This window comes from uncultured Granulicatella sp. (genome assembly GCF_963545075.1).
Classification (GTDB): Bacteria; Bacillota; Bacilli; order Lactobacillales; family Aerococcaceae; genus Granulicatella.
Genome location: NZ_CAUUHX010000027.1, coordinates 1 through 23,326 on the forward strand (window position 1 = coordinate 1; position 23,326 = coordinate 23,326).

The 23,326-nt window shown below is 32.4% G+C and carries 22 protein-coding genes; 3 read left to right on the top strand and 19 right to left on the bottom strand.

The features are described 5' to 3' along the window. Positions 1-156: 156 nt before the first annotated feature. Positions 157-2,685, top strand: a complete 2,529-nt coding sequence (locus tag RWZ86_RS05000) for a transglycosylase domain-containing protein (protein ID WP_314680447.1) — start codon at positions 157-159, stop codon at positions 2,683-2,685. 42 nt (positions 2,686-2,727) lie between these two features. Here the strand turns inward: RWZ86_RS05000 and ccpA are convergent, their stop codons facing one another. Continuing rightward, entirely contained in the window at positions 2,728-3,729 is a 1,002-nt protein-coding gene (ccpA, locus tag RWZ86_RS05005; protein WP_314680448.1) for a catabolite control protein A, read from the bottom strand. A 187-nt stretch (positions 3,730-3,916) separates the two neighbouring features. Between ccpA and RWZ86_RS05010 the strand changes: the two genes are divergently transcribed. Beyond that, positions 3,917-5,029: a Xaa-Pro peptidase family protein gene (locus RWZ86_RS05010; RefSeq protein ID WP_314680449.1), complete on the top strand. Its 1,113-nt coding sequence runs from the start codon at positions 3,917-3,919 to the stop codon at positions 5,027-5,029. A 307-nt stretch (positions 5,030-5,336) separates the two neighbouring features. On the opposite strand, the gene RWZ86_RS05015 is transcribed toward RWZ86_RS05010, so the two are convergent. Together RWZ86_RS05015 and RWZ86_RS05020 are read right to left on the bottom strand one after the other, a co-directional pair. Next, a complete protein-coding gene (locus RWZ86_RS05015) occupies positions 5,337-5,732 on the bottom strand; it encodes a YtxH domain-containing protein (protein ID WP_314680450.1) in 396 nt (131 codons plus the stop codon). 18 nt (positions 5,733-5,750) lie between these two features. Beyond that, the gene (locus RWZ86_RS05020) at positions 5,751-6,143 is read right to left on the bottom strand and encodes a DUF948 domain-containing protein (RefSeq protein ID WP_314110757.1); all 393 of its coding nucleotides are present in this window, start codon (positions 6,141-6,143) and stop codon (positions 5,751-5,753) included. A gap of 208 nt (positions 6,144-6,351) precedes the next feature. Between RWZ86_RS05020 and RWZ86_RS05025 the strand changes: the two genes are divergently transcribed. Beyond that, complete coding sequence (locus tag RWZ86_RS05025) at positions 6,352-7,155, top strand: mechanosensitive ion channel family protein (protein ID WP_314680465.1); 804 nt, start codon at positions 6,352-6,354, stop codon at positions 7,153-7,155. A gap of 34 nt (positions 7,156-7,189) precedes the next feature. Here the strand turns inward: RWZ86_RS05025 and cbpB are convergent, their stop codons facing one another. The 16 genes from cbpB to RWZ86_RS05100 form a co-directional block, all read right to left on the bottom strand. Then, positions 7,190-7,654: a cyclic-di-AMP-binding protein CbpB gene (gene cbpB / locus RWZ86_RS05030; RefSeq protein WP_314680451.1), complete on the bottom strand. Its 465-nt coding sequence runs from the start codon at positions 7,652-7,654 to the stop codon at positions 7,190-7,192. Beyond that, complete coding sequence (locus RWZ86_RS05035; RefSeq protein WP_314680452.1) at positions 7,647-8,180, bottom strand: metallophosphoesterase; 534 nt, start codon at positions 8,178-8,180, stop codon at positions 7,647-7,649. The genes cbpB and RWZ86_RS05035 overlap by 8 nt, the downstream gene beginning before the upstream one ends. A 14-nt stretch (positions 8,181-8,194) precedes the next feature. Beyond that, on the bottom strand, positions 8,195-9,631 hold the full coding sequence (gene racE, locus RWZ86_RS05040) for a glutamate racemase (RefSeq protein ID WP_314680453.1): 1,437 nt from the start codon (positions 9,629-9,631) through the stop codon (positions 8,195-8,197). Positions 9,632-9,765: 134 nt separating this feature from the next. Beyond that, positions 9,766-10,479, bottom strand: a complete 714-nt coding sequence (locus RWZ86_RS05045) for a hypothetical protein (RefSeq protein WP_314680454.1) — start codon at positions 10,477-10,479, stop codon at positions 9,766-9,768. Positions 10,480-10,490: 11 nt separating this feature from the next. Then, positions 10,491-11,174, bottom strand: a complete 684-nt coding sequence (locus tag RWZ86_RS05050) for a hypothetical protein (protein ID WP_314680455.1) — start codon at positions 11,172-11,174, stop codon at positions 10,491-10,493. Between the two features lies 1 nt (position 11,175). Continuing rightward, positions 11,176-12,030: an ABC transporter ATP-binding protein gene (locus RWZ86_RS05055; RefSeq protein WP_314680456.1), complete on the bottom strand. Its 855-nt coding sequence runs from the start codon at positions 12,028-12,030 to the stop codon at positions 11,176-11,178. Positions 12,031-12,043: 13 nt separating this feature from the next. Beyond that, positions 12,044-12,412, bottom strand: a complete 369-nt coding sequence (locus RWZ86_RS05060; protein WP_006702888.1) for a GntR family transcriptional regulator — start codon at positions 12,410-12,412, stop codon at positions 12,044-12,046. Positions 12,413-12,939: 527 nt separating this feature from the next. Then, the gene (locus tag RWZ86_RS08245) at positions 12,940-13,029 is read right to left on the bottom strand and encodes a hypothetical protein (RefSeq protein WP_399544892.1); all 90 of its coding nucleotides are present in this window, start codon (positions 13,027-13,029) and stop codon (positions 12,940-12,942) included. A gap of 417 nt (positions 13,030-13,446) precedes the next feature. Then, on the bottom strand, positions 13,447-13,758 hold the full coding sequence (gene trxA, locus RWZ86_RS05065) for a thioredoxin (protein ID WP_314680457.1): 312 nt from the start codon (positions 13,756-13,758) through the stop codon (positions 13,447-13,449). A gap of 116 nt (positions 13,759-13,874) precedes the next feature. Beyond that, a complete protein-coding gene (locus RWZ86_RS05070; protein WP_314680458.1) occupies positions 13,875-16,232 on the bottom strand; it encodes an endonuclease MutS2 in 2,358 nt (785 codons plus the stop codon). A gap of 100 nt (positions 16,233-16,332) precedes the next feature. Continuing rightward, complete coding sequence (locus RWZ86_RS05075; RefSeq protein ID WP_314680459.1) at positions 16,333-16,869, bottom strand: CvpA family protein; 537 nt, start codon at positions 16,867-16,869, stop codon at positions 16,333-16,335. Positions 16,870-16,876: 7 nt separating this feature from the next. Next, complete coding sequence (gene zapA, locus RWZ86_RS05080; RefSeq protein ID WP_314680460.1) at positions 16,877-17,236, bottom strand: cell division protein ZapA; 360 nt, start codon at positions 17,234-17,236, stop codon at positions 16,877-16,879. A gap of 117 nt (positions 17,237-17,353) precedes the next feature. Next, positions 17,354-19,075, bottom strand: a complete 1,722-nt coding sequence (locus tag RWZ86_RS05085) for a septation ring formation regulator EzrA (protein WP_314680461.1) — start codon at positions 19,073-19,075, stop codon at positions 17,354-17,356. Between the two features lie 159 nt (positions 19,076-19,234). Continuing rightward, positions 19,235-20,644, bottom strand: a complete 1,410-nt coding sequence (gene pepV, locus RWZ86_RS05090; protein WP_314680462.1) for a dipeptidase PepV — start codon at positions 20,642-20,644, stop codon at positions 19,235-19,237. Between the two features lie 115 nt (positions 20,645-20,759). After that, complete coding sequence (locus tag RWZ86_RS05095) at positions 20,760-21,491, bottom strand: pseudouridine synthase (RefSeq protein WP_314680463.1); 732 nt, start codon at positions 21,489-21,491, stop codon at positions 20,760-20,762. Next, on the bottom strand, positions 21,488-23,173 hold the full coding sequence (locus tag RWZ86_RS05100) for a polysaccharide biosynthesis protein (protein ID WP_314680464.1): 1,686 nt from the start codon (positions 23,171-23,173) through the stop codon (positions 21,488-21,490). Before RWZ86_RS05100 ends, RWZ86_RS05095 begins: the two co-directional genes overlap by 4 nt. Positions 23,174-23,326: the final 153 nt, after the last annotated feature.

Sequence of the window (23,326 nt, forward strand, 5' to 3'; positions counted from 1 at the left end):
ATACTAACTTCTAGTTTTGATACTTAACTAGAAGTTACTTTGAAACTTTACGCTTTCCCCACTCAAACGCCTTATTTCATTAAGAAATTAGCGTTTTCTTGAATTATTTGATATAATATGGCTGATAGTATACTTAAAAAGAAAAGAGTTGAAAATATGCCAAATTCGAATAACATTCGAGAATTTTTCAAAGAATTCTTGGCTTTTTGGAATCAACCTTTGCAAAAACACTTACGTTTTATTTTCAATGTAAGTTTTTCTGTGATTAAAAATTTATTATTTATTCTATTATGTGGATTTATATTATTAGGAATTTTTGGAACAGGAATTGGATTAGGATATTTTGCAAGCTTGACAGCCAATGAAAAACCATTAACACAAGAAGAAATGTCAGATGCAATTACGAATTTAAACTTAGTTTCTAGTTTCTATTATCAAGATGGCGAAAAGATTTCTGATGTTACAAGCGATGAAGTTCGTTTAGTGACTACATTAGATAAAATTTCTCCCTTTGTAAAAGATGGTATTGTTGCGACAGAAGATAGTTATTTCTATCAACATAAGGGAATTGTTCCTAAAGCTCTAATCCGTGCTCTTCTTCAAGAAGCAGCCTCTTCTAGTTCTGGAGTTTCTGGTGGTTCTACCTTAACGCAACAATTAATTAAACAACAAATTTTGACAAGTGAAGTTACTTTTAAACGAAAAGCAAATGAAATTTTATATGCGCTTCGTCTAGAAAAACATTTTACAAAAGATCAAATTTTAGAAGCTTACTTAAATGTTTCTCCATTTGGACGAAATCATAATGGATTAAATATTTCAGGTATTGAAGAAGCAGCCCAAGGAGTTTTTGGAGTGTCAGCAAAAGACTTAACATTACCTCAAGCTGCCTACTTAGTTGGAATGCCTCAAAATCCAATTACGTATACTCCATATACAAACTACGCTACACTTAAAGAAGATGTTTCAGCAGGATTAACTCGTATGAAAACAGTTCTCTTTAGCATGTATCGTGAAAAGAAAATTACGAAACAACAATACGAAGATGCGTTAGCTTATGATATTACTCAGGACTTTTTAGCACCTGAAGAAATTTCAACACAACGTCAATCGTATTTATATCAAGCAGTTAATCGTGAAGCTACAAAAATTTTAATGAAAAAAATGGCTGAGAAAGATCGTTTGACTTATGACCAATTAAAAAAAGATACAGAATTATTTAATCGATATTATGATCGTGCCAATGCTGAATTAGCGACAGGTGGATACAAAATTACTACTACTGTTGACCAAGGGATCTATGAAGCGATGCAAGAATCTACGGCTATTAACGGAAGTAAAATTGGACCAACTTATCAAACACCATATATTGATCAAAATACCGGTGAAGCTAAGAAACAAACCGATATGGCACAAAATGGTGCAGTATTAATTGAAAACAGTACAGGACGTATATTAGGATTCGTAGCGGGTCGTGATTTCCAAGTTAACCAAGTAGACCATGCATTTACAACACATCGTTCTCCTGGTTCAACGATAAAACCACTACTTGTTTATGCTCCAGCTATGGAAAATAATATTATTTATCCAGCTAGTATCATTCCAGATACAAAAATTAGTATTTTACAACAAAATGGAACTTATTGGGAACCTACCAACTACGGTAATCGAATTTCTAATAACTTCTTAACTGCTCGTCATTCATTAAAAAATTCATTAAATAACCCAACGATTAAAATTTTCCAAACAATGCTTTCCAAGGGTATTAACGCTGGAGAATATTTGAAGAAAATGGGAATTCAAGGAATTGGCGAAGAAGAATATCAAAATATTGCTTTATCCATTGGTGGTACTAAAACAGGACCTACTGTAATGGAACAAACAAGCGCCTTTTCTACTTTAGCAAATGGCGGTGTTCATCACGAAGCCTATTTAATTGAAAAAATTGAAGATATTCGTGGAAAAGTTGTTTATCAACATGAAGACAAGTCGACTGAAGTCTTCTCACCTGCAACAGCTTATTTAACAACAGATATTTTAAGACAAGTTGCAGCAACAACTGATTTCTATAATATTAAAAGTAACTTGAAATTTACTGCAGATATAGCTGGTAAAACAGGTACGTCAGAATTTGAAGTAGATAACTGGTTTGTGGGATATACTCCTGAAGTAACTCTTGGTTCTTGGATTGGATATGATAACTTCTATAGTGCACGTTACTCTATCACAGAATCTGATGGATATGGACATCCAACTATGAGAAGTTTACGAAATTGGACGAGTCTTATGAATGCAGTCTATAGTGCAAAACCAAGTTTATTTAATCAAAGCGCAAAATTCATTCAACCTTCAACAGTGTATCAAGATTCTGTAGTTTCTACTACTGGAACAAAATCTGGAACAGCTACTTATAATGGTCAAACTTATTCTATTGGTGGAAGTACTACAACAGACTTATTCAAAAAAGATTTTGGACCGATTGCTCCTACTTATCACTTTGCTGTAGGTGCCACTAATGCTGAACTAGAAAAATATTGGAATGGACAGAGTGACAAAGAAAAAGAAGAAGAGAAGAAAAAAGAGGAAAAAGAAAAAGAATCTAGCGAAGATAAAGATAAGAAAAAATCTTCATCTGAAAAACCAAAACCTACTTCTTCAGCACAGACAACGAAATCCAGAAATTAAAAGAAAGACTTCGAGGAAAAATCTCGAAGTCTTTTTTAGTAGTTATTTAGTTGTTTGACGATATTCAATCTTATAAGGTAAAGTAATTTCAGTATCTAAAATTTCTTCCTTATTCATAATTTTCGTTAACAATCTCATCGCTACTGCTCCAATATCATATAATGGAGGCGCAATTGTTGTTAAGGTTGGACGAGTCATTTTTGTTAATTTTGAATTATGACTTGAAATAACTTCAAAGTCTTTAGGAACATTGACTCCATTATCATATAATCCATTTAATAAACCAACTGCTGCTTCATCATCAGTTACAACCACTGCTGTAATTCCAGCACTTAATAATTTCTCTGAGAGAGCTTCTCCTGCTTGGTAGGTTAAAGGAATTTCATAAACGAATTTTTCATTATAATTAATTTTAGCGACATTTAGTGCTTCCTTATAACCATCTAAACGTAAATCAGAGGCAAAAGTATTTTTTAATGAAGCTGTAACAAAAGCAATATTTTTGTGTCCATTTTCAATTAATTTTTGAACCGCTTCTTGAGTAGCTACTTTATAGTCAATATTAACCGAAGCAATAACATGATCAGAATCAATCGTTCCAGCTAAAACAATTGGAGTTTTAGAACGTACAATTTCTGCACGTAACTCTGGTGTTAAATTATTCCCCATGTATAAAATACCATCTACTTGTTTAGACAATAAAGTATTTAACACTTGAATTTCTTTATGATTATTTTGATCAGAATTCGCTAAAATAATATTATATTTATACATTGTAGCAATATCATCAATCCCTCTTGCTAAACTTGCAAAATATAAATTTGTTACATCAGGAATAATTACTCCGACTGTAGTTGTTTTTTTACTTGCAAGACCACGTGCTACTGCATTAGGACGATAATCTAATTCATCGATGACATCTAAAACTTTTTTTCTTGTTGCTGGTTTAACATTTGGGTTTCCATTTACAACTCTGGAAACAGTTGCCATAGAAACATTAGCTTCACGGGCAACATCATATATTGTAATTGTTTGTTTTTCCATAGATATTCTCCTCTAAATATTTAAAAAAATATGTATTTGTACTTTATTCTAAGTAAAGGTTATCATTTTTCACGAGTTTTTGCAAGCGTTTCATATAACTATTTTCATATTTTTTGAAACTCTTTACATTTTTCAATCTATTTGTGATAAAATATGCTTACAAATTAAAAAATATGGAGGATTTATTATGAGTAACAAACAAACTTATATTCATTTTACCAACATTTTAAAACAACTAAATTGTGATATTGCATTCATTCAAGATCCTACAACGATTAGTTTACTAACCCACTATACGACAGATCCACATGAACGTGTTTTAGCGATGGTTGTATCTGCCACTCATTCTCCGCTACTCTTTGTTCCTGCTCTTGAAAAAAATATGGCACAAACAGCTGAGCCAACTTTTACTGTTATTAGTTATCAAGACCATGAAAACCCATGGGCTATATTAACTTCTGCCATTCGAGAACAATTTGACTCTCCTATTAAATGGGCTGTAGAGAAAAACTTTATTACATTACACACTGTTGAAAACTTGAAAAAAGAAATTCCAGAAATTCAATGGACAGATGATTTAACTCCTGTCATTAATGATTTACGATTAAGAAAAGATGCTGATGCAATTCAAAAATTAAAAGAATCAGGAACTTATGCAGATAAAGCAGTAGAAATTGGAATTCAAAGCTTAAGAGAAGGCATTACAGAATTAGAAGTCGTTGCTAAAATCGAATATGAAATGAAAAAATTAGGCATTACTTCTATGAGTTTCGATACGATGGTATTGTTTGGAGACCATGCTGCTGATCCTCATGGAGTTCCAGGAGATAGAAAATTAAGAAAGAACGAATGGGTACTTTTTGATTTAGGAACTATGCATAATAGTTATGCGAGCGATATGACTCGTACTATTTTCTTCGGTGAAGAAAATGCAAAAGATCCACGTCACCAAGAAATTTTTACAATTGTAAAAACTGCTCATGATTTAGCCATTAAAGCCGTTAAACCAGGAATGAAAGCTAGTGAAATTGATGCAATTGCACGTGATTATATTACAGAAAAAGGATACGGTGAATACTTTATCCATCGTTTAGGGCATGGAATTGGTCAAAGTTGCCATGAATTTCCATCCATTATGGAAGGAAATGATATGATTCTAGAAGAAGGCATGTGCTTCTCAGTTGAACCTGGAGTATATATTGCAAAAGACTACGGCGTTCGTGCAGAAGATTGTTTAGTAGTCACAAAAGACGGATGCGAACTATTTACCCACTTCCCTCATGAAGTTACAAAAAATTAGAATATAACAAAAACCGAGGAAATTTTTAGTTCCTCGGTTTTTCGTTTATTGTCTTAGAAAATGTAGCTTTAGCAATGAGACTCATTTTTACGATGCTGCTTGCGTCCTTTAGCTACTTCAGGGAAGTCTATTTTTTCGGACTCTTATTCTATCCATTCCAAGTAAAAAGACTTACCTCTGTAGCTTGAGTACTAGAAGCTACTCGGCTTCTAGTACAGGAAAATTCGAGACCAAGGCTCGAATTTTAGCAATAAGACTCGCATCTGCGAGGCTGCTTGCGTCCTTAGCTACTTCATGAAAGTCTATTTTACGCCTTTACCTCTTCTTTTAACTCTGCAACAACTTCTTCTGCTTTTTCTTTCTTAGTTGCAAAAGTATCTTGAACTTTACTTACAGTTTGAGAAACTTCTTCTTTCAAATTAATTGCAGATTTTGTAACTGTATCTTTTAATTGAGAAGCTGAATCTTTTAAATTCACACGAATATCTTCTGTAGCATTTAAAGCTACTTCTGATAATTCAACACCCTTTTCAATTGAAATATCTACATAGTCAGATAATTGCTCTTTCAATTCATCTGCTTTTACTGCTAAATCTTCACGTAATTCCTTACCTGATTTTGGTGCAAATAATAAAGCTGTTGCAGCTGCTGCCACACTACCAATAAATGCTCCTAAAATAAATCCGCCTGTTTTTTTACCCATTTTTCTTCACTCCGTTCATTATTTTTTTCTTGATAAAATCGCTTTTCCAACAGATAAAATCCCTAAAGTTCGAGCTGGTTTGATGCTTGAAACTCTAGTCGCAAGGGAACGAGTTGAATGATTTACATCAGAAACTGTTAATCCTAAATCCCCAATAGCTGTAAATAATGGATCCGTTCTTTTTACTTTTCCATTAATATCATCTACTAAAGCATTTGTTTTATTCAATAATCCCTCTACTTCAATAGATAAATTATCGACATCCCTTGTAATAATCTCAATAGAGTTGTTCACATGGTTTAATGTTTGATCAAATTTGCTTAAAATCGGATTCAATCTTAACACTAGAAACACTACTAAACCTAAAAATGAACATGCTGCAATTAAAGCTGCAACTTCTATTCCAGACATTTTGAACATCCCTCCTCAATTTCCGATATTATTAATCATAATACCATTATCATGCATAAAACGCTACTAAAAGTGATATAGTATTTTCTAAATTATTTTAATTATGATAAACTATATAAAAGAAAATAAGAAAGGAGGAAAACTCATGGATATTCGTTCAACTATACAAGGATTTTTCGAACAATATTGGCTTTCAATTCCATGGCAAATGATTTTATCTGAAATTTTATCGAAATTAATATCACTAGCTTTTCTATGGATTTTATTTCTTATCGGAAAGAAAGTATTACATAAAGTATTTCAAAAAACAGTTCTTTCATCGATTCGATTATCTTCACAAAGTGTTGCTCGCAAAAATACTTTAATGCGTTTATTAGAAAACTGTTTAGACTATTTACTTTACTTCGTGTTAATTTATTCGATTTTAGTGATTTTAGGCATTCCTATTACGAGTCTTTTAGCAGGTGCTGGGATTGCCGGTGTGGCTATTGGTTTAGGAGCTCAAGGATTTTTAAGTGATGTTGTGAATGGATTCTTTATTTTACTAGAACGCCAATATGATGTTGGAGATACGGTTATTATTGGTGCTGTTTCTGGAACTGTTGCGAATGTGGGAGTTAGAACAACTCAAGTACGTGGATTTGATGGAACATTACATTTCATTCCAAATCGTAGCATTTCTGTTGTTAGTAATCAATCTAGAGGTGATATGAGAGCCTTAATTGAAATTCCACTTTTCAGTGACGTTGACTTAACGATTGTCTATGATACTGTTGATCAAGTCAATGCCAAAAATGCTTCACAATATCCAGAAATTGTAAAAGGACCAACTATTATCGGACCTCAAACTCTTCCAAATGGACAATTTGTTTTTAGAATTAGTATTTTCACTAAAAATGGAAAACAACATATGATTTATAATCAATTTTTAAAACTTTATCAAGAAGCATTAATTGAAGCCGGTATTTCTCTTCCAACAAGTAATACGGCACTAAATATTGCTAGTAAATAAAAATGTTACTCCCGTAAAAAGGAGTAACATTTTATTATTTTTCCACTAATTCATAGTTATGATTTAATTCATGAACCATATAATTCACACGTTTTAATACTTCTTTTCTTGTCACAATTCCCACAAATTCTTTTTCATCATTAGTAATACATAAGAAACTATGATCGACTAATGCATTCAAGACATCTTCAATTTCTGTTTCAAATGTAATCGTTGGAAAATTTGTTTCCATAGCTTCTTTTACTTGAAAATCATGTAATTGACTTAAATCAATTTTTTCTAATGTAGCAACTTGATTTAAAATCATCGCTAAAGAAATTAATCCTGTTAATTTATTTTGACGATTGACAACTGGAATTAAAGAGTAACGTACATGAGTTAAGACTAACATGGCATGATCTAATGTATGATCCTCTTCTAAAATCGCTACTTTATCTGCCGCAATAAATAATTTATCCTTTTCTTCTAGTAATAAGTTTTGTACTACCTGATTAATCATGAATAAATCCTCTTTCTGCATCTAACTGATAGTTATACTGAAGTCCCTCTAATGCTTGATGTTTCATATCAAAATATTGTAATTCAATTTCCGATTCTGAATGAATCGTTAAAACTGCATAAGTTGGAGTCATCGCAAAATGTCCTCTTGGATAAGAAACACTTCCTGAATTAATACATAATACTCCGTCATATGTTTCCTCATATAGTTTATGCGTATGACCATAAAAAGCTACTTGAGCTCCTTGTTCTTTTGAGAATTTCGCTAAGCGATACACCCCACTATTTACTGCTTGCATATGACCATGCGTTACTAAAAATCGAATTCCTTTTACTTCTAATACAGCTACTTCCGGATAATTTGTATCATAATCACAATTTCCCGTTACTCGAAGACAGCCTTGAAAAACTTCATCTTCATAAGGAAACTCTGAATCACCACAATGAATAAATTGCACTTCAGGATCTGATTGATAGTATTCAAATACTTTTTGTAGTGCCATTTTTTGTCCATGGTTATCACTCATAATAATAATACCTCTTACTTATGATTTACCGATTCTAACCATTCTTCCCATTGTTCTACTAATAAGTTAACAGCTTTTGCACGGTGGCTGATTTGATTTTTTTCTTCACGAGATAATTGACCAAATGTTTTTTGAATTTCAGGTACGAAAAATAATGGATCGTATCCAAATCCTCCTTCTCCTGAAGGAAATTTTGCAATTTCTCCATCACAAATGCCTTCAACGACTAAAGATTCATGATTAGGAGCAGCCATCACTAAACAACAATGGAAATGTGCACTTCTTTTATCAGAAGGTAATTCTCCTAATTCAGCTAATAATTTTGCATTATTGGCAGCATCACTTTTTTGATTTCCAGCATATCTTGCGGAATAAACACCAGGTTGTCCCTCTAAAGCATCCACACATAATCCAGAATCATCTGCTAATACAATTTTTTGTAGTCTTTCTGCAATAGTTTCTGCTTTTAAACGGGCATTTTCTTCAAATGTTTGACCTGTTTCTACAACATCTTCTAATTCTGGAAAATCTAATAATGTTTTGACACTATATCCTTTTGGTTCGAAAATACTAGCAAACTCCTTTGCTTTACCAGCGTTTTTCGTTGCAATTACTAATTCTTTTTGAGACATATCTTCCTCCTTGTAAGGTTCTAAACTCACTTTCTCAACAGTTAACGGACTTCTATTCAACCAATTTTCTGCAATTTCTTTAAATAAAATAGGTGAACCAGTTGTATAGATTTCTAATGTTGGAGAAGGATTCGTTTCATAATTTTCTGCTAAATGATTAAAATCTAATAACGCACTAACGGTAGAAACCGTTTCTGCACCTGAATCAATTAATGTAACTTGAGGACCCACAACTGCTTGGATTCTTTGCTTTAATAAAGGATAATGAGTACAGCCTAATATTAAAGTATCAAATTCTTTTCCCATTAAAGGTTGTAATGTTTGTGCAACCACTTTTTTAGCAATTGGTGAATCAGTCTGGTTACTTTCGACTAAAGGAACAAATTTTGGACATTCTAAACTGGTCACCCTTAATTGATGATTTTTCTTTTGTAGTGTTTTGCGATATACATCACTTTGAATCGTTGAATGAGTTCCTAATACTGCGATTTTCTGTGTTTTTGTTTGTTTAATCGCTGCTAAACTTCCAGGTTGAATCACTCCCACTACTGGAATGTCTAAAGTTTCTTGTAATTCTTCTAGGATTACAGCTGTTGCGGTATTACAGGCAATCACAATCATCTTTACATCTTTTTTTAGGAGAAATTGAACCATTTCTTTTGTAAATTTTCTAATTTCTTCAACTGTTCGATTTCCATACGGGCATCTTGCAGAATCTCCTAAAAAAATCATTGATTCATGAGGTAATTGTTTTAAAGCTTCTTTTAAAACAGTCAATCCTCCTACACCCGAATCAATGAATCCTATTGCTTTCGACATGTTGTTCACTCTTTCTTCTTTTCTCTTGATTCATTATACCATGGATTGTTCAATTTTGTAGGAAAAGCCTATTATTCTTAAATTTCTCATAATAAATAAAACATGTTAGCAAAAACTACTAACATGTTTTATCGTTAAACATCTGAAACTGTACTCTTACTTTCATGTTTATAAATTGCAAGTAGGAATAAAACTGTCATCAGTCCACAAAGAATGACATTTCCAATAAATAGATTTTGAATATAGAAATTGTAGCTCGCTATTAAGAAGCTTAATAAATTCGGAATCGATGTCACAATCATGACAAACAGTCCAACGATTGGATACATTAAAAATATCATAAACACAAATGCTTTTTTCGATGTAAACTTGTTCATCACTAAAAAGAAAGTTGTCACTCCCATAAAACTTGCAAACAAGCTAAGAAAAATGGTGATCATTCCTGTCCAAGAATTTAAACCAAACTGTATCATCTCAGGGCTAAAATAAATATGAACCGATCCGATTGTCCAATTAATCTTTAAAACGGAAGCAATCAAAAAGATGATTAAAGTAATTAGTACATTGATAGTGTTCAACAACAATTCATTCATAATAATTTTCTTTCGAGTTAACCCTGCCATCGTACTCAATTGAAATTGAGGGATACATTTTAAAAATATACTGAATATCATCGCAAACGTGATCAATGTACTTCCCTCAAACTCAAACTCAAACACAAAAGTTTCTATACGAGGAATCAGTGAAAAAATAACAACTATACCGCTAAAGAATAAAAATGAAAATCCCATCACTTTTAAACGTTCAATAAAAAATAACTTTAATAGCCTTTTTTGTAAATTTGACATGATGCTCACCTCTACATTCCTACACCGACTTCTTTACTTTCATGATGACGAGTCACTACGTATAAAAATAAAGCTGACACAGCAATCATCACATAACTAAGCGGAAGATTATATTGTTTCATTTTGTCTAGGAAGTTATTTACTGCTTCTGTGCGAGCAAGTATACCAAGAATAGCAAATGTCCCCCCTAAACTTAGACTAGTTACTACCAGTACAATTTTTTGATTAGTAAATTTATTTAAAATAAGCCCTAAAGCTGAGGTAAATAAATACATCACCAATAACCATCCCCATAAAGAAAGAGTTCCTAGAGCAACATTAGTTTCTAAACTAGGCCATTGAATTAATTGAATCCCAACTGAAGCTGCTTGATCAGATAATACATAAAAGAAGATACTTTTAAGCGTTAATATAGTTGTCATAACAGCTCCCATATAAATTGAAAATTTATATTGCTCGATTCTTGTAAAACTCAATTGATTCATCACTCTAAAATTAGAAACAGAAAAAGCTATTCCCAATAAAGTAATTGCTAAAAAAGTTATGGCTGGTAAATTTATAGTAAATGAAAACCCCTCTGAACGATCGATAAAGTTTAAAATATTAATGACACCCAAATATGACCCCAAACCAATGAATAAAATACGTAAATAATCCAAAATCTGAATTTTTAATAATTGATAAAATCTAGACATCTTATTCACCTTCCTTGCGTGTTAGCTGAATAAAGTACTCTTGTAATGTTAAGCGACGAACAGAATAATCAGCTGTTTCTTGAGGAACTTGTTGTGAAATGATAACAGCTTGTAATTGATTTCCAACTTCCTCTTGATGAATAATCGTTTGATTTGCGATCAACTCACTCACAACTGCTTTTGATCCAGTTACTAAATAAGCATGTTGTAAAATTTCTTCAACACTTGATTGTTGGAAAGTTACCCCATCACGAATTACAATTACTTCTTCTAATAAGTAAGAGATTTCTTCAATTAAATGCGTTGCAATCACAAAAGTTCTTGGTCTACGAGCATACGCTTCTAATAATTTTTTATTAAATAATTGACGATGGTTGGCATCTAATCCTAAAACTGGTTCATCTAAAAATACATAGGATACAGGTACACTGAGTGCTAATGTTAACTTTACAATACTCTTATACCCTGTAGATAATTCAACTAATTTCTTTTTCTCATCAACTCCGAATACTTTCATACATTCTTCGGCAAACTCTGTATCAAATTCTGGATAAATTTCTTGGAAAACTTTAATAATTTTTTTCACTTTCCAATCAATTGGAAACCAATTTTCAGGACTTGATAAGTAAATATCACTCATTGCTTCTGGTGTTGTCCATAAAGGATGATCATCTAATAATATTTCTCCTGAATTTTTTTCAATTCGATGAGCAATCATATTTAAAACAGTACTTTTTCCAGCACCATTTCTTCCTAGTAATCCATAGATGCTTTCAGGTTGTAATGTAAAACTCACATCTTTTACTGCAAGATTTTTTTTATATTTTTTTGATAAATTTCTAACTTCTAAAGCCATTTCTTTCACTCCCTTATCGAGTCATTTCTTTTTCTATCATTGATAAAAGTTCCTGACTACTAATTCCTAATGTTTGTGCTTCTTGAACAATAGTTGGAATAGTTGATTCCAAAAATTCTTTTTGTCGTTTTGTTTGGATAATATGCATTGCACCTACGCTAACATAAGTTCCTAATCCTCTACGTTTTTCTAAAATATCTTGTGCAACCAATAAATTCATCCCCTTTAATACTGTTGCTGGATTAATTTGATAACTCGTGGATATCTCTGTCGTTGAAGGAACTTGATCTCCTTCTTGGTAAGTTCCTCTAAAAATTTCTAATTCTAGTTGGTAAGCCACTTGTTGAAATAATGGCAAGTCACTTTGAAAATCAAATTTCATTCCTCTCTTCCTTTCTATAAAATCAAACACTTTACCGGTTAACTACTTGTGTAACTAACTATAAACCTTTTATTTCCTTTTGTCAACTAGTTAAAAAAATATTTTTTTTAGCAGCACTAATAAAATTTAAGAAGAAAAAATTCCCTTTGTTTGCAAGGTCGCCAGCAGCCTCGCAAAAGCGAGTCTCATGGCTAAAATTCGAGCCTAGGTCTCGAATTTCCCCTGTAAAAATCCATAAAAAAATGGATTTTTACTAATGCTACAAAGAAAATTTTTTCTTCTTAAATTTTTCTATACGTAAATGATATTATTAAATGAGATTCATGCCCTATCATAGAAAATAGCATTGGAAATATTGAACGAAGAATACAACAAACTAAAAATAATTGTATATTACACAATTTGTGTTATACTAAAGATACAAAAAGAGCCGAGCTGTAACTCGACTCTCTTGTAGACCGTTAAAAAGACGGTGGCTATTTTATGATGATTTAACACCACTCAGCTAGTCAAAGTCATGAGCGGTGTTATTTTTTTGTCATTATTTCTATGATTTTGACAATCAATGACAACAATGCCAATAATACCATGGCAAAGGTACCTATTAATGTCAACACTTCATAGTTTGACAAATCGCAACCTCCTTCCTAGTAGATTTAATTCAATGCTCATAAGCATCACCTACCTTTTTAAGAGATTGCCAGCGCTTTCAAACTTTCTACGCATATACTGTACCATAAACATTTTTAAAATGGAATAGCTATATTTTTAATTACTCAGTTGAGGAATTACTCTCATCCCTTATAAAATTCAAAAATAAAAAATTTCTTTGCTGCATAAATAAAAATTCAGTCTTAATGGATTTTTATAGGGAAAATTCGAGACCAAGGCTCGAATTTTAGCCATGAGACTCGCTTTGCGAGGCTGCTGGCGACCTTGCAGACAAAGGAGTTTTTTATTTTTGAATTTTATATACGAAAAAAATCCTGCCAAATGATTTCTCACCGACAGAATTTTTTAGAAAAGTCTATTTCTTATAAATATTGTTCTAACAATTCTTCTAATTGTTCTTTAGAATGGTAGCCAATAACTTTATTCACTACTTCGCCATCTTTCTTAACAAGTAAAGTTGGAATACTCATTACTCCAAATTGACGAGCAGTATTAGGATTTTCATCAACATCTACTTTTACAAAAGTCACTTTATCTCCCAATTCTTCGTCTAATGCATCGATAACTGGAGCTTGCATACGACATGGTCCACACCAAGGTGCCCAAAAGTCTACTAACACAACTCCTTCATTTGTTTTTTCTACAAAATTGCTATCATTTAATGATTGTACCATTAAAATCACCCTTTCTTCTCACTTGTAACCATAGTATAACAAGCCTCATTCCATTTACAAAATATTCTGCTCACGAAACAATATTCTTTTCTACATCAAAAAAGTCTAATTCTAAACTATTTAAATAGAACTACCGTAGCCCCATTTCCTCCCATATTCATTGGAGCAAATTCATAAGAAGCCACACTGCGATGTTTCTTCAAAGTCTTATGAACCCCTTGTTGAATCGCACCCGTACCACGACCATGAATAATCGTCACACGAGGATATCCCGCTAATAAAGCTGCATCTAAGAACAATTCTAAATCCTTAATCGCTTCTTCATAACGTTTCCCACGTAGATCCAATTCCGTTGAAACATGACTCGAACGATGACTCTTCACAATGACTTGAGTTGGTTTACTTGGTTCTTCCTCAATACTAATCAAGTCTTCAACCGGCAATTTCATCTTAATAATACCCATTTGAACAACCCATTCTTGCTCAGAAATTTTTTCAACTAATGTTCCTCTTTGTCCGAAACTTGTTACTTCCACACTTTGTCCTGGGCGCAATGATTTCTTAGCTTTTTCACGTTTTAGTACTTTATTTTTCTTCAACGCTTGTTCATGTTTTAAATCCGTTAAAGCTGTTTTCTTCTCAATTAATTCGTGTTCTTTCACAACTGTTTCCTTACTCTTCAATTGCATTGCACGAATATCCGACAAGATTTTTTCTGCATCTTCTTGACTTTGAGAGACTAATTCATTGGCTTTTTCTTTTGCTTGTTCAATGAGTCGAGCTTTATTTTCCTTGAAGTTTTCTGTTTCAAGTTTCAATGCTTCTAATAATTGAGAACTTTCTTTCAATTGTTGTTGAATGACTGTTTTTTCTTGGTCTACAATGCGACGTTTTCTTTCTAAATCAGAAATCATTTCATTCAATTCTTGACTTTCAACTGAAATAAATTGTCGTGCTTGTTCAATTACAACTTTTGGAAGTCCAAGTCTAGCAGAAATATCAAAGGCATTACTTCGTCCTGGAACGCCTAATAAGAATCGATACGTTGGTTGCAGTGTATCACTATCAAACTCCATACTAGCATTAATCGTTCCCACTCGATTATATCCATAGACTTTCAATTCAGGATAGTGAGTCGTTGCAATGACATAACTTTGTTTTGTCCCAATATAATCTAAAATTGCAATCGCCAATGAAGCTCCTTCTTGTGGGTCAGTACCTGAACCAATCTCATCCATTAACACTAAACTTTTCTCGTCAATTTTATGTAAAATTGAAACGATATTCGACATATGAGATGAGAATGTACTTAAGTTTTGTTCAATCGATTGTTCATCCCCAATATCTGCAAAAATTTGCGTAAAGACTCCTACACGACTATCCGGTAATGCTGGAATATATAATCCCATTTGAGCCATTAATTGGATAATCCCAATTGTTTTTAAAAGAATCGTTTTACCACCCGTATTCGGTCCAGTAATGACAATTGACTGATATTCTTGTCCTAAAATAATATCATTGGCAACTACTGATTTAGGCGAAATAAGAGGATGTCTTGCTTGCCAAATGGCAACATGGTTCTCTTCATCAATAATCGGCTCATTTGCTTTTATTTGTTTGGCATAGAGTGCTTTTGCATTTGCGATATCTAAACGAGATAATACATAATGATTTTGTGTTAATGAAGGTGTGTGAGGCATTAATTTTTCTGATAATTCCAGTAAAATACGCTTGACTTCTTTCTTCTCTTGTAATTGATAATCACGTAATTTATTATTTAAGTTTACAATCGCTTGTGGTTCCATAAATAATGTTTGACCAGTTGCACTCTGATCATGCACAATTCCACCAAAAGTTGATTTGTATTCTGCTTTAACAGGAACAACATAGCGATCATTACGAATTGTAATTAAAGAGTCTGTTAAATATTTTGCATATTTTCCTGTCACATATGTATCCAATTGCCCTTTAATTTCTTGTTCGGTTCTAGAGATTCCTTGTCGAATTCCCTTTAATGCAACAGATGCATCATCTAATACATACCCATCTTCACGAATCGATAGTTGTAATTGTTTCGAAATTTCTGGTAAATATTCTAATTTCTCCACTAATTGTGGTAATCGATCTAATACAATGTCTTCTTCCTTCACTTTTTCAAAAAAAGTTGCCACTTGATTTGTAGTTTGTAATACTTTTAAAATTTCACTTAATTCTCTTCCATTTAAACCTGCTTCTACTTCTAATCGTTTAATCGATACACTAATATCTTCTAATTTAGGAATCGGAATTCCTTGTTTTAATCGTAAAATTGTGACAGCATCTCTTGTTTCTTCAATTTTATGTCGAATTTTTTTAGCATTTGTTTCAATTGGTAATTGAAGAATCATTGTTTTTGCTTTTTGAGTATTCGCAAATTCTCTGACAGCATGTCGAATTTTATGAAATTCTAAAATATCTTCAATTTTCTGATTCATGCTTTCTCCTCCTTTAGACAGAAAAAAAGTGAAAAATAAATATTATTTTCCACTCTTATAGATTTTACTATTTTTCATTGAATGGATTTCTAATCATAGATTATGAAAACAACCACATTTTAACAATTCCTGAGAATAATGGTGTATGCGTCACAATCCAATTCGCTAGAGTATGTCCTTCAAAAATCTTTTGTACGGAATCTGTAGGAATCATCGCTACTAAATATAATACAAAGAAAATTGCTACATAGTGGAAAACAAATCCTAAAATCGCTCCCCCTAATGTATTAAATTGTTTAATAATAGGTAATTTGGTCATTTCTTTAATCACTGTTGTAATTAAACGAACAATCGCCCAATTCACAACCATAATGACAATAAATGAGAATAAATAATAAAATGATTGATCCATTCCTAATGCTTGTCCATCTGAAAAAACTGCTAAATGTGTGCCAGGAATATAAGATGGGAAAGGTACATACATTTCAATCATTTTAGAAAATGTTCGATAACCAAATACTGCAATAAATGCTGATAGAATATATCCAACAAGATGAAGGATTTGTAAAGCTAACCCTCTTCTAGCACCTGTATAAATTCCTAATAATAAAAATATAACAATTCCAATCGTTACCATTTACGACCTACTTTCTCCATAAATCTTCTTGTTCTGCAAACTGTTTTTCAAATTGTTCCTTACGTTCTAGAGCAATACTTTGACGTTTACTACTTCTATGATGTGGAACATTTTTCTTCAATTGTTGATTTTCTTCTTCTAACATCATTAATTGTTCTTGTTTTTCTAATTGTAAACTCACTGCATTAATCGCTAGTAAAATGGCTTTTTCTTCATTAGAACATTCTTTAGCAACTTCACTGAGTTCATTCCACTGTTCATTTAATAATTTAATGACGCTATGCATATGCTGATGAGATTTTGTACCTAAAATGGTATAAGTCTTTCCAGCAATGTTCGCACGATAACGCTGTTTCTTTTGAGACACAACTTTCATCCTTTCATTCGTTATCATATTATGTTAAGTGTACCATTTTTTCACCAAAAAAACACGTAAAATGGGATTTTAAAACAAAAAAGAAGCCTCTCGGCTTCTTTTTTTACTTTAGAAGAATAAACTATTATTCTTTTCTGATTGATAACTATCACGTACACGTTGTGCAGAACCAGGATCCACTTGATTTAATGCTTTTTCGATAATCGCTAATGATTCAGCATAACGATAGAAATGATTAAATTGTTCTAAAGCTTGTTGAATTGCTGTATCTATTTCAGGATGTTCTAAACGATAACGATTAGCTTGTTGAATCATGTACTCTGTTAATTGAGCATTATCCACTATTTCTTCTGTCATAATGTCTAATTTTTCAACATCATCTTCAATGGTTTGATTTAATCCTGTAATTTCAGTCATATCTAATTTTACACGATTCATTAATTGAGATAATTGTTCGATACGAGAACTTGTTGCAAAGAATAATTCTAAATATTCTTTTGGTAAGCCTGGTAAATGATATTTTTCAATCGTACGTTTCATATTACGTAAATCTAATTCAAATACATCTAAACCATCACGAATACTCTTTTCTTGTTGACTTAAATCATTCAATGTATTTACTAATGCTAATTGATTTTCATCAATTTCTTTTAAAGTATTTAATACAATTTCATAATGTTCTTTCACAATTGAATAAGGTACTTGTTGATTTTGTAAAGCTTTACTGTAGTAAGCAACCGACTCTTGCTCTTTTTCTAATTGTTTAGCAAACTCTTGAACACGATTAAATTCATTATTCGCTAATACAAAGTTTTGAGCTACACGATCGACTTCAATATTTACATAACGGTTGCTTTGTAATACTTGATTTAATTTTCTCTCTACTTGAGTACGATTTCTCTTCACAAATGCTTTTGCTTCATATTCAGTTTCCATCACTAAATATAATTGATCAATTTCACGTGCAACTTTATCTAATTGTTGACGAGCTTCTTCTAATTCAGTTGCTTTAATATGTTCTCGTGCAACAGCAATAATTTCTTCAATCTTTTGAATTTCAGCAGGAATAGAAATTTTAGGGAATTGATAGTGTTCTTCTACCATTTTTTGATAGCCTTCTTTTAAGTCAGCTACTTGGTCTTCATAATCTTCTTCAATTTCTTTTAAGTATTTAGGAACTTCTTCAACGATTTGTTCGAAATCTTGCATTTCAGTTTCGATACGTCCTAGAACTTCTTTAGCTTCTAAGTGGTCGCCTTCATTTGTTAAAGTATTGAATTTTGTAAAATCTAATTCTAAATAAGATAAACGTTTTTCTAGTGACTCTAATGCTTCACCAAATGAGAAACTATGTGCTAATAAATCTTTACGCATACTTGCATAACGTTCTTGTAACACTTCTAATTCTTCACGGTTTTTCTTTTCGCTATCTAATAATTTTTGTAATGCTGTATAAATTTTATCAACTTCTGCTTTAGTTTCTTCAATTAATTGACTAGCTTGATTTGAAATTTGAGCACCTTTGACAAAATTCAAACGTTGAGTATATTGTTCCGCACTCACTAAGGCTGCTTCGATTTCTGGGAAGCGGAAACGAGTAATGGTTTGCCATGTTGCTTGCCATGTTTCATACGTGCGTTTTGTTTGTCCTGTTAAATTCAGATTTTTTAACGTAAATAAAATATCTGCAATTGGAACAGTCATTAATTTTTGTTTTTTAACTCCTAACTCTTCGATAATTTTACTTTGTTTTTGACTTAAGTAATGTGCTACTCCGTAACCAATGGCCCCTAATACCACGATTACTAGTAAGAAATATAAAAATCCCATATCTCTTCCTCCAAAATTTATTTATCTACATATTAATTTACATACAGGATTAGTATATCACGTTTGTATACTCTATAGCAAAATTTTTTTCGAAAAAAAAGGACCAAAATCCGCATTTTATAGCGAAAATTTAGTCCTTTAAAAAGTTTCTTTGATTTCTTATTTAATTAGTTCATAGATTGCTTCTGCATAAATAGCAGCTGAACGGAATAAATCATCTAATGCAAAGAATTCATTTGCTTGGTGCATTGTATCAATTGAATCTGGGAATAAAGCACCATACGCTACTCCACGTTCAAAAATACGACCATAAGTTCCTCCACCAATAGATTGTTCATGAGCTGGAAGTCCTGTTTGTTTTGCATAGACGTCTAATAATGTTGCTACCAATGGATCTTCAGGTGAAACATAGTGAGGCACTTGAGATTTACCAGCAGAAACAGTTAATCCATAGTTTGAAGATACTTCATTTGCTTTTGTTTCAACTGTTTTAGCATCAATGCCACGTGGGTAACGGAAGTTAACGACTAATTTTCCTCCTACTTTAGGGGTAAATGTTAAAATACCTGCGTTTGCTGTTAATGGTCCCATTACTGAATCTTCAAATGCCACATTTAATTTTGCACCATCAGTATCTAAGTGTAGCACATCTGCAGCAAATGATAAAAAGTTTTTCGCTTGTCCAGCAAAATCATATTGATTTAAGAATGCTGCTAAATAAGTTGCTGCATTAATTCCTGCTTGAGGAGTTGAACCATGAGCTGATTTACCAACTACATCTAATACAACTACATCTTCTTGAACTTCAGCTTTTCCTTCTACTGGATTTGCAGCAATATATGCATCAAATGCTGCTACAAATTCTGAAGAATTTGGTACAACTACTTCTGCTTTTGCATCTTGAGGTACCATATTTTCTCTTAATCCAGAATGGAAGTTTTTCAATTGATATTCGCCTGTGCTTTCTCCTGCAGCTAATTCAAAATGTAAAGATAAAATTCCTTTTTCTCCGTTAATAATTGGGAATTCAGCATCTGGTGAAAAACCAAAATCTGGCATTTCTTCTGTTTGGAAGTAACGATCCATACATTTCCAACCAGATTCTTCATCTGTACCAATAATGAAACGAACACGTTTTGACACTGGTAAGCCTAATTCTTTAATAATTTTTAGCGCATAATAAGCTGCCATACTTGGACCTTTATCATCACTTGAACCACGAGCATAAATACGATCATTAATAATTTGTGGTTCAAATGGGTCTGTTTCCCAACCTGTTCCAACAGGAACAACGTCCACATGTCCTAATACTCCTAATGTTTCTTTATAATCAGGATTTGGAGCAAATTCAATATGACCTGCTAAATTTCCAACCATTTTTGTTGTAAATCCATCACGTTCCCCAATAGCTAAAAAGGCTTCTAAAGCTTTTTTAGGACCAGGACCTACTGGTGCATCCTCACTTGCTTTTGAATCATCACGAACACTATCAATACGTAATAAATCAAATAAATCTTTTAATAAGTCTTCTTTACGACTTTCAACTTCTTTTTTCCAATCAATTGTCATATTATCGCTCCTTTACGAAATTCATTAGGTTTATCTTATCATTTTTCCATATATTTTGCTAGAAGAGTTCACTAAAAAAGGAATAAGAAACTTTCATTTCTTACTCCTCTATTCATTATAATTCTACATTAAAAATTTTTAAGGCTTTTAATTCTGAATCATTTAAACTACGAAACTCTCCAAGTTTTAAGGACTCCTCTAAGCGTAATGGCCCCATGCTAATTCGTTGTAAATCTACGACTGTTTTTCCACAAGCTTTTACCATACGTTTCACTTGATGAAATTTCCCTTCTTTTATCTTAATTTGGACAAGTGAAGATGGATGACTTTCATCCACGGAAAGAATCTCTAAATGAGCAGGCATACATTCATAACCATCGTCCAATGTAATTCCCTTTTCAAAAGAAACTTGATCCTCATCAGTCATGATTCCCTCAACTTTAGCAACATAGGTTTTTTCCACATGTTTTTTAGGAGACAACATTGCATGACTCAAAGCTCCATTATTCGTTAATAATAGAAATCCATGCGTATCAATATCCAGTCTTCCTACAGGAAAGACTCCTCGTTTCTGCGCCAATTCCCCAATCAAGTCCAAAACAGTTGCATGTTTCGTATCTTCTGTAGCAGAAATAACTCCTTTTGGCTTATTCATCACATAGTACAAATATTTTTCATAATAGACTCTTTCATCATCTAAATAAATTTCATCTAGTTTCTCATCAATTTGTACTTTACCATTGGTTACAATCTCTTGATTTTTTCGAACACGCTTTTGTTTTAAAATGAGTTTCACTTGGGAGCGTGTTGCTATTCCAGAATCTGCTAAAAACTTATCTAGTCTCACCGAACATACTCCTTCATTTTTAGTTTTCTACGAATCGCAACCATTCTTTGACCTAATAATTCATCTGCTAATCTTGTATACAAGCTCATCAATCCATAAACAATCGCTCCGACAAAACCAACAATCGCAACAGCAATCATCGCCATTAATTTTCCATCAATATTAATGATTTGTTTTAATCCTAGTAGCGTTAAGGAACTAACAATCATCATGATGAATGAAATTCCTACTATTTTTGCTAATTGAATACCCACTTTTTTCAAATTAAATAAGGTTTGATAATATAAGTGATAGCCCATATAAACGGTTGCTAAAATAAACCCAAGGCTTGTCGCCCATAATGGTCCTGCACCTTCAAAGAAGTAAATCATCATTGGTTGCCATAATATTTTCACTAATAACGCAATCACTAATGCTTTAATCGCAATCATATGTTGCTCCATTGATTGTTGAATCGAAGTAAAGACTGTAAAGGCCCCCATAAAAATACATAGAACACAAGAAACCATTAGTAAATACGTTCCATCTTTACTTGGCGAATAAAACACATTATAAATTGGTTCTGCTACAACTGCCATCCCAACAGAAGCTGGAATCATAATAAAGGAATATAAACCAATATTTTCTTCGATTACATTTTTCACTTCTACATGATTTTTCACTGAAAAATGAGAAGCTAATAATGGTAATGCTGCTGTTGAAATACTAATGGCAAGAGATAAAATAATCATAATAATTTTATTGGCATTAAATCCAAAAATCGTTAATAATTCTTTACTTTGTTCAAAATTCAAATGAGTAAATGTCATCGCTAATGGTTGGAAAGTTTCTTGATCCAAGATACTAATTAGCTGAATACTTGAAGTCACAATGACAAATGGTAAAGCTTCACGAATCACTTCAAAGACAATTCGCCCAAAGCTCATATTACGAGCAGGACGCCCTTCACTCATTAATTGCTTCATTCCAGGCATATCTTTCCACATTTTATACCCTAAGTACACAAATGCAACGACTGCCCCAACAAATGCAGCAAAAGTTGAATGAGCAACTGCTACAGCATAACTACCACCGAACAATTTCATGACGATAAACGTTAAGAGTAACATATAAATAATACGCACGATTTGTTCCCATAACTGAGATTTAGCAGAAGGTGCCATATCACTATACCCTTGATAATATCCTCTTAATAAACTTAATGGAGGAATAATTACCACTGCTGGAACCAGAGAACGAATGACTAAAATACTATCTTGAATTTCTTGAGCAGAACCCCCTTTTGCAAAATAAGGAGCCGTTACAAACATGACAATCGCACTGATAATTCCTGTTGCGGTCATAAATAACATTCCGCCTTTAAAAATATTCCAACTTGTTTCATAATCTTTTCTAGATTGATTATCCGCCACAATTTTTGAAATGGCTACTGGAATCCCAGCCGTTGAAATTTGTAATACTAATGCATAAATATTGTATGCAATGAAATATAAGAAGTTTGCATCATCTCGTTGAGTAGCAAACATCGCTCCCCATGGAATAATGTATAATGCTCCTAGTAATCTGGAAACCATACTACCAATCGTTAACCAGGAAGAACCTTCTAATAATATTTCTTTTGAATCTCTTTGCATACGGATTTTATCACTTAATCCAATTGATTTTTTACTATTCCGTATCATAATATCCTACTTTCATGAAAAGTTTTTCTAATTCTAAGCGTACAATATTTTTGGGCTATTGTAAAATAAAAAATAGAATGACAGTTTCAGCATTTTTTCCGTAAAGTTTCAAAGTAACTTCTAGTTAAGTATCAAAACTAGAAGTTAGTATGA